This window comes from uncultured Stenotrophomonas sp., from assembly GCF_963519925.1.
Taxonomy (GTDB): Bacteria; Pseudomonadota; Gammaproteobacteria; order Xanthomonadales; family Xanthomonadaceae; genus Stenotrophomonas; species Stenotrophomonas maltophilia_AE.
In genome coordinates, this window is record NZ_CAUQPH010000035.1 from 18,506 (window position 1) to 32,099 (window position 13,594).

A 13,594-nucleotide genomic window follows, 5' to 3' on the forward strand; every position below is an offset into this window, starting at 1 on the left:
ACATCGGTCGGCACATCGGTCGGCGCATCGGCCGGTACACCGCTCGGTAGAGCGGACTGTTAGTCCGCTGCTCCACCTGCATCAATGCCCGCGATAATTGGTTGCAACTGACATCGTCCCTCCGGAGGAACGCGCCGCTCCACTACACTCGACCCATGCGCCCCGACTCCATCCTCACCCTCTCATGCCCGGACCGTACCGGCATCGTCTACCGCGTCTCCGGCCTGCTGTTCGAGCAGGGCTGCAACATCCTGGACGCGCAGCAGTTCGGCGATGACGAGAGCGGCCGCTTCTTCCTGCGCGTGCATTTCGACCGCGACCCCGAGCAGCCCATCGAAGCAATGCAGACCCGCATGGCCTCGCTGGCGGCTGACTTCCAGATGGACTGGCAGCTCCACGACGCCCGCCGCCGTGCACGGCTGCTCGTGCTGGTGAGCAAGCAGGGGCATTGCCTGAACGACCTGCTGTTCCGCGCCCACAGTGGCCAGCTCAAGGTGGATATCGCAGCGGTGGCATCGAACCACGAAGACTTCGGTGCTCTCGCAGGCTCCTACGGCATCCCGTTCCACCACCTGCCGGTCAACGCCGACAACCGCGCCGTACAGGAACAACAGATCATCGACCTGGTTGAGCGCGAACAGATCGACCTGGTGGTCCTGGCGCGCTACATGCAGATCCTCTCACCGCGCCTGTGCGAAGCCTTGGCCGGGCGCGCGATCAACATCCACCACAGCTTCCTGCCCAGCTTCAAAGGCGCGCAGCCATATCACCAGGCCCACGCGCGCGGCGTAAAGATCATCGGCGCAACGGCCCACTACGTAACCTCCGATCTCGACGAAGGCCCGATCATCGAACAGGACGTAGCGCGGGTGGACCACGCCATGACCCCGCGCGACCTCGTCCGACTCGGCAGTGACACCGAATCGCAGGTACTGGCCCGCGCCGTTCGGCGCCACGTAGAGCACCGAATCCTCCTCAACGGGCACCGCACCGTTGTATTCAGGTAACCGATGGGGCGGCTTCTCCTGCTGGGCGCCTTTCGGCTGCAAGGCGCCACAATGTGCAATGTGCATACGGCTACGATAAAACCACCGCCCACTTGCGACCGCCCCCATGATCGACCATCTGGATCACCTCGTGCTGACCACATCCGCAGAAGAGGCCACTACCCACTTCTACGTCAACGTCTTGGGGATGACCTTGGAAACGTTCGGGGCGGGAAGAAAGGCGTTCCGGTTTGGCAACCAGAAGATCAATCTCCACATCAAGGGGCATGAGGTTGAACCCAAGGCGCACCTACCCGTGCCTGGCTCCCTCGATCTCTGCTTCATTGCCGCAGTGCCGTTGGATCAGGTCATCCAGAAGCTAGGCAGCAACTCCGTGAAGATCGAACAGGGTCCTGTCGAGCGTACCGGTGCATTGGGCAAGATTCGATCTGTGTATGTCCGGGACCCCGAACTCAACCTGATAGAGATCTCCGAGTACCTACCTGCGAACTAGCCGATCGGTTCTGAGCCAGACTACAGGTCACAGATACTGGGCCGCGCCGTCCGCAGGCATGCTCGACGGACACCGCGCCGCAGTCTTCTGATAGCGACCCCCACAGTCGCAAGAGACCCGGTAGCGCCGGCCGTTGGCCGGCCTTCACGATACCGGCAGAAAACCGTGCGGTAGTGCCGGCCCCCAGGCGGCACCGCACGGAGAATGGAGCGCCACCGCACCACCACGGAGTCAAAAGTGTTCGCACCCTACTGGGCAGAATTCCTAAGCTTGGCGATAGTCCACCTACTTGCTGTCATAGCCCCAGGCCCGGACTTCGCAGTAGCCGTCCGCCAAAGCGTCCGCTTCGGCCGAAAAGCAGGCATCTACACCTCGCTGGGAATAGGCGCAGGCATCTCGGTCCATGTCCTCTACACCCTCATCGGCGTAGGCGCACTCCTGCACACAACCCCCTGGCTGATGACCGCAGCCAAGTGGCTGAGCGCGGCTTACATCTTCTACCTCGGAATCAAGTTCCTCCGCAGCAAGCCCAGCGCAGGCGGCGAGGCGACCACCGATGCGCCGAGCCACGCCGTGCAACAGGCCCCCAGGCAAGCCTTCGTCATCGGCTTCATGACCAACGCCACCAACCGCAAGGCGACCCTGTTCTTCCTGGCTGTGTTCACCACACTGGTCAGCGCAAAGACACCGCTCCCCGTGCAGATGCTCTACGGCCTGTGGATGTGCCTGGTCAACGCGGCATGGTTCGTCCTGGTCAGCGTAGCCCTCTCCACGGCAGCCGTACGCCAGCGCTTCATGCGCGCCAGCCACTGGTTCGAACGAGTAATGGGCGTGCTGCTGATCGGGTTTGCGCTGCGACTGGTGTTCATGGCGTAGAGGCGGCCGGCGGCAGGTCGCAGGCATCCGCGCGCGGCATTCGGCATTGAAGATCCGCATCGCGAGTCTCCAATGCCGATCTAGCGGCCATCAGGTACCCGAACTCACTGTTGCTGATTCAACTGCCGTGCCCGCGACTTCTTCGGCGCGTGCTTTCGATACCGGTACGGCAGCTCTACTGGCGTTTCGTCCAACGTGAGCGTGACACGCCCCGGCGCACCTTCCACCTTCACCCGGTGGCCGGCCTTCAATCCCAATCGTTCGAGCCATACCCCGCACAGCGACAGGTAGGGGATGGCTACATCCGGCGGCAGGATATTGCCGGCAGGATGCTCCACCGCCGAAATGCGAACGCTCTTGGGCTGATACCAGCCGAGCCCAACTTCGTGCTTGGATCCGCTGGCTGAATCCTTCTCTGAACTGCGCATGGGTGTACTCCATCGGAAGTACTCCCTCGTCGGCGACGAGGGAGTCGGGAGGTTGATATCCGTTGGATCGACGGCGTGACTAATTTCCCAGGGGGTGTTGTATTCGCCACCCTCCCGACACAGTGCCTTGCAGTTCCGTTGATCCAGCAGGGGATATCAAGCCCCGAATCCACACCATGCACAGCCCCTCAAATGAGGAGAAGTTGGCATTTCTCCAGCATACCTGCATCTCCGATTTACCGGACCAATGGTGTGACGCAAACGAGCCTAAATCCCGCCATCGGGCAGGAATTGCTGGAATGGGTGTCCCAGAACTAAAGACACACAACGGTTCTCAATCATTCTCCACGTCCCTCGATGTAACGTCAGATGCGCGTCGCAAGCAGCCCGCAGTGCGCAGCACGCTGGTAGCGCCGACCGTTGGTCGGCTTTCGCAATGTTCGAACGTGGTGCGGCGTCGCGCATTGGCGATACCCTTCCGCATCTCCACTCACCGGAAAAGAAGACGGTGACTACCTCTAGGAGGGTGGTTGATAAGCGCCATGCATCGGGAAAACGGGTGCAAGTGGATGGCCGATTCCGGCCAAAAGCAGACACTATCAGCGCTTGGCGGCTGTGTACAAAGCCTTACGCGAATCCACCCCTCGGTCGGTGGCTGTTACCAGAAGAGCGCTGCCAATTTCCATTCCATAGCGTTCTTAAAATACCTTGCATGTGATGAGTAGCCTATTGGGCGCATTAGAACCTGCCTTCCAAATTTCTTCCCTGCCGTGGTGCCGCTCTCTCTATTTAACTCTTGAACCCAGTTCGCACTCCGGTGGTGGGGGCGGGATGTAATCGGCCCCAGCCGCTTAAGCCCCAAAGCATTCCCAAGCATGCGGTCACCTAGGGAGCGGGTGGTGCAGGATGAGCACCCTATGAAGTGCGCCTGCGTGGCGGGGAGACGAGTGCTTGCGCCGGGGAAACGGGCCGGCCAGCAGAGGCGCGTGAGGATGTAGTCTATGTCGCGGTCGCTCCCCGGTGTAAGGGCACGGCTAGGCTTCAAGTTGCTTCCGATGCATCGTTCAATCTAAATCTATCTTGGAGTCGCGCCATGCAAGCCCGGGTACGCGCGCAGATCCTGAATCTGCTCAAATGCATTCATTTAGTGAGGCCGGCTGGAGCAGGCATGCCTTCTGACTTGTTCTTCCCGGGCGTGCATCCTCGTTTTGTATTTCCGACTGGAATTTCGGTTGCGTGGTGGCGGAATGAGCGTGCGCATGCGGCTCAGAGAGGCGTTGCATCTCTGCTTGTTGGTAGCAATGCTGTTTTCGAGGGGTGCGACCAAGAAACGGCACGCAACGTTGTGCTGGATACGCTTAAGGAGGCGTGTAATGACTCAGATATATTCCATGCCGATGACGTTGTCTTCGCCAAGAGTTCGACTTTGTTCGAATGCCTCAAGGCCGATCTAAACGAATGTGCGGATCAGCTATTCGCGCGCATGCAGCGAAACCTATCGAGGGAGATTGGGCGCTGCTGCACAGTGTTCCTTGTACCTCGTTTGAGGGTGCCGAGCTTCAGTGTAGAGAATCACGGAATTTATGTAGTTGAAGTGGGCGATGCGGATGCTTGGCGTCGGATACTGAACATGGGTTTCGCTTTCAGTGGCTGGGAACCTGGTGTGTATGGCCCGGGTACGGATGCTGCGTTCTCCCCGCCGACAGATTATTCGTCGGTCTTGCTGATAGATGGAAAAGGAACGCGATCGGGAGTTCAGTTTTTGAGCACTCTGAAGGTGCGCGCCTTCTTGGCAGTTGCATCCGCCGTTGCGTCAAGGAATTCTGCTCACGCGTCCCAGAAGGCGGGCGTGCGCACTCATGAGTACTGCGCGCAGTTCCCACATGCATCTAACCCCCAGCAGGTAAGGTGGCGCAGTGACACCGAGCCGCTGTTCCCCAATTTTTTAGAGGACGTCACTATCGACCAGCTGGGAGCGTTGGAGATTCGCAAATGGTTCACTCAGCTCGATGTGGCTCCGACAGAAGTCGCAACCAGAATTGAGAAAGCTGCCCACTTTCTTAACCTCGGATTGAACTCAGGTGGGACGGGTGCATTTGTCAATTTCTTCGTCGCCTTAGACGCACTTTTGGGGCGGAGGGGCGCTGTTGAGACCTCCATACTCGGAGGCTTAGAGCGACTCGGGTTCGAGCAAGCTGACATCAACAGAGCCCAGAGCCTGTTTCAACTTCGCAATGATCTGGTGCACGGCGGCAGCAGGTACGTTGAGGAATGGACGTTGTACCCTCGCTATTTGAGGCGATTCGGGTCGAGTCCAATGCGTGACGTCCAGCGTATCGCCGAGACGGCCGTGCTCTTGGCGCCAGATAAGTTGTACTGAGTGGATCGCCCAGGATGCATCAATCACGTGCCGCCCTCTCGGCGTGTCCGCGTCCGGCCAGCAGCAGACATTCAGCGTAGTCGATCAATTTACCTGATCAGTTCAGTCACTCTTACCCGCTTTCGACCGACGCCGCGATCTGAGCGCCGCCCACCCGCTGTCTGGTTGAGCAAGGTGGAAGCCATCGTCTCAACGCACAGGGCGCGTCATCCAGAACTGCGACAGAGCGTTCGACTCCAATGTCCCAAACGGTGAGATTGCCTCTGCTCGCAAGCGATGAAGAACCTCTTGCAGATGTTCGCGTCCACCTGCGACGACCGCGCACTGAGCGGAGGCGATCGCAAGCACGTACGCTAGCATCACTTGCATAGCCTGAGTTTCTATACCAAAAGCCGGCCCGCCCGTCATTCGCCGATTCAGCTGCATGGCGTCGCCGTGCGTTAGCTGATGGAAAGTCGTAATATCAATGCCTCTTAGATTGGGCCCGATTTCCGGAATTTTGGAGCAGGCGGCCAGCATCCTTGAGAATTTCGGTAGGTAGCCGTCTCCCCGCTCGATAGCGGTCGCCCATTGAAGTGGTGAGCAAAACAGAAAGTACAAACTTGTCAACGATGCCTCAATGACTGGTCGGGTAAGAGCCGCCGCTGCAGCTGAGTGACCAGATTCGACAAGTAAGACTAACCCCGAAGCTAGTTCGACCGAATAGTCAGCAGCCTTGATGCACAGGCGATCACGCGGGTCATCTGCCACCATGTCCTGAACCATCTCCTCAAGCACCCGGATGCTTTGCTGCGCCTCTTTGATTCGGCGTTCCAACGGTTCCATCAGCTCTCCCGATTGAAGGCTATCCGGAACGTGGCCGCCAGCAACGGAAGGATCAGGATCAGCACATAGCCCTTGTGCACCTGGATGCTGGATCTAGGTCAGCCGGATCGTCGTACATTTATACAGTTTGGAGCGGCGCGCGAGCAATCTGGTTGGACGCGCGTTCCGGGCGGCGTGGCCAGCGGCGCTGGTGTCCGCCTCTGGCCGTCAGCCCCCTCCGCCTGCGAACGCGGCCAGCTCCTCCGCCTGACCCTCCGGGAAGGATTCCTTGAGCAGGTCGAGCAGCGCCGACACCCTTGAGCTGAGCAGCCGTCGCGACGGGTACAGCGCCCATATCTCGATGGGCGGGGCCTTCGCATTTCCCCACGACACCAATGCGCCATCCCTGAGATCGTCGGCAACCAGCGAGAAGGGCAGCATCGCCGCGCCGGTGCCTGCACGTACGGCATCGCGCACCATGGTCAGTGCGCCCAGGCGCAGCACCGGATCCACCGCGATACGTATCTCGCCACGCGGCGTCACCAGGTCCCAGCCGGTGACATCGCTGGACGGCCGGAACACCGCAGGCGCCGTCTCGCCCATCGCGGGCAGGGGCAGGTCCGGGTGCGCCACCGCTACCAGGCGGTCCCGGATCAGCACCCGCCCCACCAGCCGCTCATCCTGATCCGGATTGACCCTTATCACCAGGTCGTAGCCTTCTTCCACCATGTCCACGGCGCGGTCTTCGGTGGTGACATCAAGCCGGACCTGTGGGTAGCGCTTCACGAATTCGGCGGCAATCCTGCCCAGCGCCATCTGCGAGAACAGCATCGGTGCGCTCACGCGCAGCCGCCCCCGGGGCGTGTCGCCACCTGAGGCAATGGACGCGGCCGCTTCGTCCAGTTCGGTAAGCAGCGTCTCGGTGCGCTCGAACAGCGCCCGACCTTCCTCGGTGAGCTTCAGCGTGTGCGAGCCACGCTCGAACAGCCGCACCCCCAGGCTGGCCTCCAGCTCACCCACGCGGCGCGAGAGTGTTGCCTTCGGGCGGTCCGCTGCGCGCGCGGCACGGCCAAACCCGCCGTGCCGCGCCACCAGGTTGAAGTCGGCCAAGGCCAGCAGGTCCATGTGTTCCACCAGCGAGACAGGTGGTCCAAGTATATGGGCTATCGGCCCGCACGCGGATCAACAACCATAAGGCCTCACCACCCACCCGGAGTACCCCATGACCATTCTTGTCACCGGCGCCACTGGCACCATCGGCCGTCAAGTCGTCCAGCACCTCATTCAGCGCGGCGCAGACGTTCGTGCACTGGTCCGCACCCCCGCCACCGCCAACCTGCCCGCCACCGTGGAGCTGGTGCAGGGCGACATGCTGGATGTGGATGCCCTCCGCCAAGCGCTGAAGGGCGTCTCCACGCTGTTCCTGCTCAACGCGGTGGTCGCCGACGAATTCACCCAGGCACTGATCACCCTCAACGTCGCCCGCGAGGCGGGGGTGAAGCGCGTGGTGTACCTGTCGGTGATCCACAGCGACCGCTACGTCAACGTGCCGCACTTCGCCGGCAAGTTCGGCGTGGAGCGCATGATCGAGCAGATGGGCTTCAGCGCCACGATCCTGCGCCCAGCCTATTTCATCGACAACGACCTCACCATCAAGGACGTGGTGCAAGGCTACGGCGTGTACCCCATGCCGATTGGCAGCAAGGGGCTGGCGATGATCGATACCCGCGACATTGCCGAGATTGCTGCCATCGAACTGCTCAACCGCGAACAGGCGCCGGACAACCGCGCGCTGACCCGACTCAACCTGGTGGGCCCGGAAGCACTCACCGGAGAACAGGTGGCTGCCATCTGGAGCGATGTGCTGAACCGCCCGATCGTCTACGGCGGCGATGACACGGCCGCCTTCGAGCAGAACCTGCGCCAGTTCATGCCGGCGTGGATGGCCTACGACATGCGACAGATGGCCGAGCGTTTCATCAACGACGGCATGCTGCCGGGCGCGGGTGACGTGGAGCGATTGATGCAGTTGCTGGGTCGGCCGCTGCGTACGTACGGCGCGTTTGCGGCGGAGCATGCGTCAGCGGGATGAGGGTCGAGCCTGGGCAGCGGTTGAACAGCCAGTTCTTGGAGCCCTCGGCTTTCGCCTTCTGGATGCACGCGATGGTTGACAAGGTAGAACGATCGTTCTACCTTGGCGCCATGGATAAGACAACGACCGACACCCGACTGAAGATCCTGGACACAGCGGAGTCGCTGATTTACCAGAACGGAATACATGCCACCGGCATGGATCTGCTGGTGAAGACCTCAGGCGTTGCGCGCAAGAGCATTTACCGACACTTTGAAAACAAGGACCAGGTTGCCGCAGCCGCGTTGAGCGCGCGGGACGTGCGCTGGCTCAATTGGTTCAGGCAGGAATGCGACAAGGCCGCCAGCCCGGAAGCGCGCATCCTGGGCATGTTCACGGTGCTCAAAGGCTGGTTCGAGTCCGAGGGCTATCGCGGCTGTGCCTTCATCAACACGGCAGGCGAGGTCGGCGATTCCCACGACCCGATCCGCAGGATCGCCAAGCACCACAAACAGAAACTGCTCGATTACACGCTGGAGCTCACCGGGCAACTGAACATCGCGCAGCCGGCCGTTCTGGCGCGGCAGCTGCTGGTTCTGATGGAAGGCGCCATCACCGTATCGCGCGTGATGGGTGACTACGACGCCGCAGACACCGCAAGGGATGTTGCCCAGGTGTTGTTGAAGCAAGCCACGCGCTAACGCTGCAGTAACCGAAATTCCGCCGCAGTACCCCGTTCATCCATTTCCATTGGAGGCCCCACCGTGTCCGCAGAAGCACCCCGTCCCCCCCTTCCCCCGTTCACTCTCGAATCGGCGATCCAGAAGGTTCGCTTGGCAGAAGATGGCTGGAATTCCCGCGATGCCGACAAAGTGGCGCTTGCCTATTCGCTCGACACCCAGTGGCGAAACCGCGCCGAGTTCACCAACGGCCGCGAGGAAGCCCGGCAGTTTCTTGCCCGAAAGTGGAAGAAAGAGCTTGAGTACCGGCTGATCAAGGAGTTGTGGGCCTTCACCGGCAACCGCATTGCCGTGCGCTACGCCTATGAATGGCGCGACGACTCTGGAAACTGGTTCCGCTCCTATGGAAACGAGAACTGGGAATTCGGCGCGGATGGTCTGATGGAGCGCCGCTTCTCGTGCATCAACGACATGCCCATCAAGGACAGCGAACGCAAGTTCCACTGGCCACTGGGGCGCCGCCCGGATGATCACCCGGGGCTGTCCGACCTGGGTATGTAAGTTGCGGAGCCAACGTGAGGAAGACCCGCGGGCGTGAATGCGCGCGCGGGTCTTCCATGTCAGCGCCGGGGTGCTCCTTCGCTTCAGGGGTCGGGCTACGACTGCACTTCAGCGCGGAACGCGATCTCGATCAACTGTTCGGGGAAGGCGAGCGCTGAAACCCCGATGAGGTTGCTGGCCACTTGGGGAACAGGCTGGCCATACACGGCGGGCCTGACCTTGCCGCTGGCGGCGAACGCGGCCGGCACATCGATTGCGAAAAGGGCTGGCCCGACACGAAGATCGAATTGTTCACGCGCACGGCCTGCACGTAACCATAAGCCGATTCCCACGGCACGCCGAAGCTGGCCGTGTTGGCGGTTGGAGGTGCTCATTTCGTTTTCTTCCTACACGGGCGGGAGGGGCAAGCGATGTTCGTCGCAGGCCCAAATGCCGCGCCCTGGTACCCAAGCGCTGTCCATCAATGCCGCAGCGTCTGGTCATTTCGACTCAGTGCACCTCGCCAACAGCGTGCGCGCATCAAGCCCCAAACGCACCATCAATCGTGTGCATCGCGCCAGTCACGAAGCTTGCCTCTGGCCCGGCCAGCCAGGCCACCATGCCTGCCACTTCCTCCGGGCGACCGTGACGCTTGATCGCCATGAAGCTGTGCATCAGATCCTTCATGGGACCATCCTCGGGATTGGCATCCGTATCGATGGGGCCGGGCTGAACAATGTTGATCGTGATGCCGCGCGGTCCGAAGTCGCGTGCCAGGCCGCGTGCCAGCCCCTGCAACGCGGACTTGCTCACAGCATAGGACGCCATGCCCGGCACCGGCATCCTGTCGCCGTTCACCGAGCCGATCACGATGATGCGGCCGCCGTCGCCCATCGTGCGCGCCGCCTCGACCGAGGCGTGGTACGGCGCATGCACGTTGATGCGCAGCAGACGATCCACGGCGTCGGGGTCCTGCTCCAACGCATCGCCGAAGATCGCGATGCCCGAGTTCACTACCAGTACGTCCAGCGGACCGGTGTCGCGAACCCGCGCGATCACCGCGTCACGGTCCGCGCTGTCGGTCTTCTCGGCCGTCGCCCCGGTTTCGGCGGCCAGCGCATGCGCCGCATCCGGGGATCCGCTGTAGGTGAAGGTCACCGACGCCCCGTCCGCCACGAAGCGGCGGACGATCGCCGCGCCGATGCCGCGGCTGCCGCCCAGTACCAGCACCTTCTTGTTCTCAAAAGCCATTGTTGGACACGCCTGAGTGAGTAATGTAGCATCCACTATAGAAATGGCATTCGGCACTTGTCAAGGAATTTAATAGTGGTCGATACAAAAAAATCTCGACCCCGCGGTCGGCCCCGGGCGTTCGACCCCGACGCTGCCGTGGCGACTGCACAGCAGCTGTTCCATGCGCGCAGCTATGACGATGTCAGCGTGGCGGACATCACCGGCACCTTGGGGATCAATCCGCCCAGCTTCTACGCCGCCTTTGGCAGCAAGGCGGAGCTGTTTGGCCGGGTACTCGACCGGTATGCATGCGACGGGGCCATTCCGCTGCGGCAACTGCTGGATCCGGCCCGGCCCGTCATCGAGTGCCTGGCTGCCGTGCTTGAGGAAGCTGCATGCCGCTACGCCGGCAAGTCGGGCGCGTCCGGGTGCATGGTCATTGAAGGGGTGCAGTCCATCGACGAGGACGCCAAGCGGGCGGCCATGGTGTTCCTGGTCGGCGCTGAAGCGGCGATCCGTGACTTCGTCGCGGCGCGCAACCCGGAGGCCGCCGACCGGGTGATGGACTACATGACCACCGTGATGATGGGGCTGTCCACGAATGCGCGCCGAGGGCATGACCATGCCCGGCTGCTGGCGTCCGCGCGGCTGGCGGTTGGGGGGTTGGAGCGGGCGATGGCCGGCCCCGGGTAGCCGCCGCTGGGACTTGCCCAGGCATGTCATGGGGTCGCTTCGTGCGGCCCTTTTTCATGGGCCCATACCACCTCCGGGGTCGACGGCGCTGCGCCACGAGCGCTTCCAAGTTGCTGTTTTACTTAATCATTCACGGATGGCGCCCGGCATCTGCAGGAAAAGCTAAAGATTGGTCCCCCTCTGCCGATCATGTGATGCACGGCACACTTTCACGTTTTTTAAACAATTGCGTCACCAGGGGACCAAGGAATGAACAAAGTATTCAAGGTGGTATGGAGCAAGGCCGTGGGTCAGTGGGTTGTGACCTCCGAATTCGGCACGGCCGCAGGTGGCCGCACCCGCCGCACGGCCAACCGCTTGACCACCGGCCCGCTGGCGGCCCTGAGCCTGATGACCGCGCTGGCGCTGTACGGTCCCTCCGCGATGGCGGCGGTGGACATCACCAACATCGGGTTCGAAACCGGCACGCTTAGCGGCTGGACGTATTCCGCTAACGGCACCCAAGGCTCTACCAGCTATAGCGGTGCGGGTGTCGGCGCCGCGGTGGTCACCGGCATGACCGATTACGCGTCCAACAACGGCAGCCATAGCTGGACGGTGACGCCCTTCGGCAACAACATGGCCTCATTGCAGGCGGGCGGCACTTCGGACTCGTTCGCCACGGGTGCAGCCGCACTTGGGCTGAACGCTGCAAGCCAATCGCTGGTGGCAAGCACGATGGCCGGGATGCCCACGAATGCATCGTGGCTGTACCAGGACTTGACCCTCGCTGCAGGCGACTACTTCAGCATGGCGTGGCAGTACGTCTCGACCGACTACGAGCCGTACAACGATGCCTCGCTGACCTCGCTGATCAACCTCGGCGACGCCTCGGTGTTCGCGACGGTGAACAACCAGAACGCGCAGTACGCACTGCTGGGTGCCACCAACCTCGGCACGGGCAGCTACTCCACCGGGAGTTACGGTGCAACCGGCTGGCAGGTCGCAACGTACCAGGTCAGCACGGCCGGCACGTACCGCCTGGGATTCATGGCAATGAATCTGGACGACACGCTGTGGAGCCCCGTTCTTTTCGTCGACCAGGCGCCCGGTCTGACCTTCGACAAGGGCGTGCCTTTTGGTCCGGTCGCGCCCAACCCGGGCAGCGGCGCGCCGACCACGCCGACGACCCCGACCGGCCCAATCATCATCGATGGGCCCAAGGGCACCGATGAGCTGGGCAACGAAGACGAGGCGTCGTTCGAGGGCGGTACGCTGGTGGTCGACAAGGACACCAACGTGGATGTCGACTTCAAGATCGACGACAAGCCCGGCACCATCGATCAGAACGGCCACGACTCGACGTTCACCGGCAAGATCGACGACGCCACTAGCGGCGTTCCGGGCTCGCTGATCGTCAAGAACAGCGGCAACGGCGGTTCGGTCACGCTGACCAACACCAACGGCTACACCGCTACCACCGAAGTCGACGAGAACGCCACGCTGGCATTGTCCGGCAATGGTTCCATCGACAAGTCGAAGAAGCTCGTGATCGACGGGACGCTGGACGTGACCCAGGCCGGTCCGGTCGTGAACATCATCTCGCTGGACGGCAAGGGTGATGTGGCGCTGGGCAACAACACGCTGTCCATCACGGATGCAAACGACGAGTTCGAAGGCACCATCGGCGGGCAGGGCGACGTGGCCATCAAGGGCGGCACGCAGGTGCTCTCGGGCACGAACACCTACGCTGGTGGCACCTCTGTCAGCAACAATGCCGTGCTGCAGGTAAGCGGTGATGAGAACCTGGGCGACGCCGCAGGCAAGCTCACGCTTGATGGCGGCACGCTGCACACCACCGGCGACGTCAACAGCGCTCGTGACGTCGTCCTTGCGGGTAATGGCACGTTTGATACCGACACCAACACCACGCTGACCAACAGCGGCGATGTGTCCGGTACGGGCGGCCTGATCAAGAACGGCGAAGGCGGCCTGGAGCTGACCGGTACGGTGAGCCACAGCGGTGGCACCACCGTCAACGAAGGCGAGCTGACCCTGTCGGGCCAGAACACCTACACCGGTGGCACCACGCTCAACGGCGGCGTGCTCAACGTCAGCAGCGATGGCAACCTGGGCGATGCAACGGGTGGCCTTACCTTCAACGGCGGCACCCTGCACACCACCGGCGACGTCGACAGTGATCGCGACGTGGTCCTTGCGGGCAATGGCACTTTCACCACCGATGCCAACACCACGCTGACCAACAGCGGCGACGTGTTGGGCAATGGTGGCCTGATCAAGAACGGCGAAGGCGGCCTGGGGCTGACCGGTACGGTGAGTCACAGCGGTGGCACCACCGTCAACGAAGGCGAGCTGACCCTGTCGGGCCAGAACACCTACACCGGCGGCA

The 13,594-nt window shown here is 62.0% G+C and carries 14 protein-coding genes; 9 read left to right on the forward strand and 5 right to left on the reverse strand.

The window, feature by feature from the left end; translation table 11 throughout:
* Positions 1-155 precede the first annotated feature (155 nt).
* The 3 genes from purU to RWO33_RS08875 all read left to right on the forward strand — a co-directional run bounded on the left by purU (position 156) and on the right by RWO33_RS08875 (position 2,376).
* On the forward strand, positions 156-1,007 hold the full coding sequence (purU, locus tag RWO33_RS08865; RefSeq protein WP_314104386.1) for a formyltetrahydrofolate deformylase: 852 nt from the start codon (positions 156-158) through the stop codon (positions 1,005-1,007).
* 106 nt (positions 1,008-1,113) lie between these two features.
* The gene (locus RWO33_RS08870) at positions 1,114-1,500 is read left to right on the forward strand and encodes a VOC family protein (RefSeq protein ID WP_093535145.1); all 387 of its coding nucleotides are present in this window, start codon (positions 1,114-1,116) and stop codon (positions 1,498-1,500) included.
* Positions 1,501-1,737: 237 nt separating this feature from the next.
* The gene (locus tag RWO33_RS08875) at positions 1,738-2,376 is read left to right on the forward strand and encodes a LysE family transporter (RefSeq protein WP_314104391.1); all 639 of its coding nucleotides are present in this window, start codon (positions 1,738-1,740) and stop codon (positions 2,374-2,376) included.
* 104 nt (positions 2,377-2,480) lie between these two features.
* On the opposite strand, the gene RWO33_RS08880 is transcribed toward RWO33_RS08875, so the two are convergent.
* On the reverse strand, positions 2,481-2,804 hold the full coding sequence (locus tag RWO33_RS08880; RefSeq protein WP_314104393.1) for a hypothetical protein: 324 nt from the start codon (positions 2,802-2,804) through the stop codon (positions 2,481-2,483).
* A gap of 1,168 nt (positions 2,805-3,972) precedes the next feature.
* Between RWO33_RS08880 and RWO33_RS08885 the strand changes: the two genes are divergently transcribed.
* The gene (locus RWO33_RS08885; RefSeq protein ID WP_314104396.1) at positions 3,973-5,184 is read left to right on the forward strand and encodes a hypothetical protein; all 1,212 of its coding nucleotides are present in this window, start codon (positions 3,973-3,975) and stop codon (positions 5,182-5,184) included.
* Between the two features lie 189 nt (positions 5,185-5,373).
* Here the strand turns inward: RWO33_RS08885 and RWO33_RS08890 are convergent, their stop codons facing one another.
* Complete coding sequence (locus RWO33_RS08890) at positions 5,374-6,009, reverse strand: hypothetical protein (RefSeq protein ID WP_314104398.1); 636 nt, start codon at positions 6,007-6,009, stop codon at positions 5,374-5,376.
* A 207-nt stretch (positions 6,010-6,216) separates the two neighbouring features.
* Complete coding sequence (locus RWO33_RS08895; RefSeq protein WP_314104401.1) at positions 6,217-7,113, reverse strand: LysR substrate-binding domain-containing protein; 897 nt, start codon at positions 7,111-7,113, stop codon at positions 6,217-6,219.
* Between the two features lie 97 nt (positions 7,114-7,210).
* Between RWO33_RS08895 and RWO33_RS08900 the strand changes: the two genes are divergently transcribed.
* The 3 genes from RWO33_RS08900 to RWO33_RS08910 all read left to right on the forward strand — a co-directional run bounded on the left by RWO33_RS08900 (position 7,211) and on the right by RWO33_RS08910 (position 9,300).
* Positions 7,211-8,080 (forward strand): NmrA/HSCARG family protein, encoded by an 870-nt coding sequence (locus tag RWO33_RS08900; RefSeq protein WP_314104404.1) that lies wholly within the window; start codon positions 7,211-7,213, stop codon positions 8,078-8,080.
* A gap of 110 nt (positions 8,081-8,190) precedes the next feature.
* Entirely contained in the window at positions 8,191-8,760 is a 570-nt protein-coding gene (locus RWO33_RS08905; protein WP_314104416.1) for a TetR family transcriptional regulator, read from the forward strand.
* 63 nt (positions 8,761-8,823) lie between these two features.
* The gene (locus tag RWO33_RS08910; protein WP_025875918.1) at positions 8,824-9,300 is read left to right on the forward strand and encodes a nuclear transport factor 2 family protein; all 477 of its coding nucleotides are present in this window, start codon (positions 8,824-8,826) and stop codon (positions 9,298-9,300) included.
* Positions 9,301-9,395: 95 nt separating this feature from the next.
* On the opposite strand, the gene RWO33_RS08915 is transcribed toward RWO33_RS08910, so the two are convergent.
* Both RWO33_RS08915 and bdcA read right to left on the reverse strand, forming a co-directional pair.
* On the reverse strand, positions 9,396-9,674 hold the full coding sequence (locus RWO33_RS08915; RefSeq protein ID WP_254622069.1) for a hypothetical protein: 279 nt from the start codon (positions 9,672-9,674) through the stop codon (positions 9,396-9,398).
* 145 nt (positions 9,675-9,819) lie between these two features.
* Entirely contained in the window at positions 9,820-10,530 is a 711-nt protein-coding gene (gene bdcA / locus RWO33_RS08920) for an SDR family oxidoreductase (RefSeq protein ID WP_068848467.1), read from the reverse strand.
* Positions 10,531-10,605: 75 nt separating this feature from the next.
* Between bdcA and RWO33_RS08925 the strand changes: the two genes are divergently transcribed.
* Together RWO33_RS08925 and RWO33_RS08930 are read left to right on the forward strand one after the other, a co-directional pair.
* Positions 10,606-11,205: a TetR/AcrR family transcriptional regulator gene (locus tag RWO33_RS08925; RefSeq protein WP_314104411.1), complete on the forward strand. Its 600-nt coding sequence runs from the start codon at positions 10,606-10,608 to the stop codon at positions 11,203-11,205.
* Positions 11,206-11,454: 249 nt separating this feature from the next.
* The coding region (locus RWO33_RS08930) for an autotransporter-associated beta strand repeat-containing protein (RefSeq protein ID WP_314104414.1) at positions 11,455-13,594 on the forward strand (2,140 nt) is incomplete at its 3' end.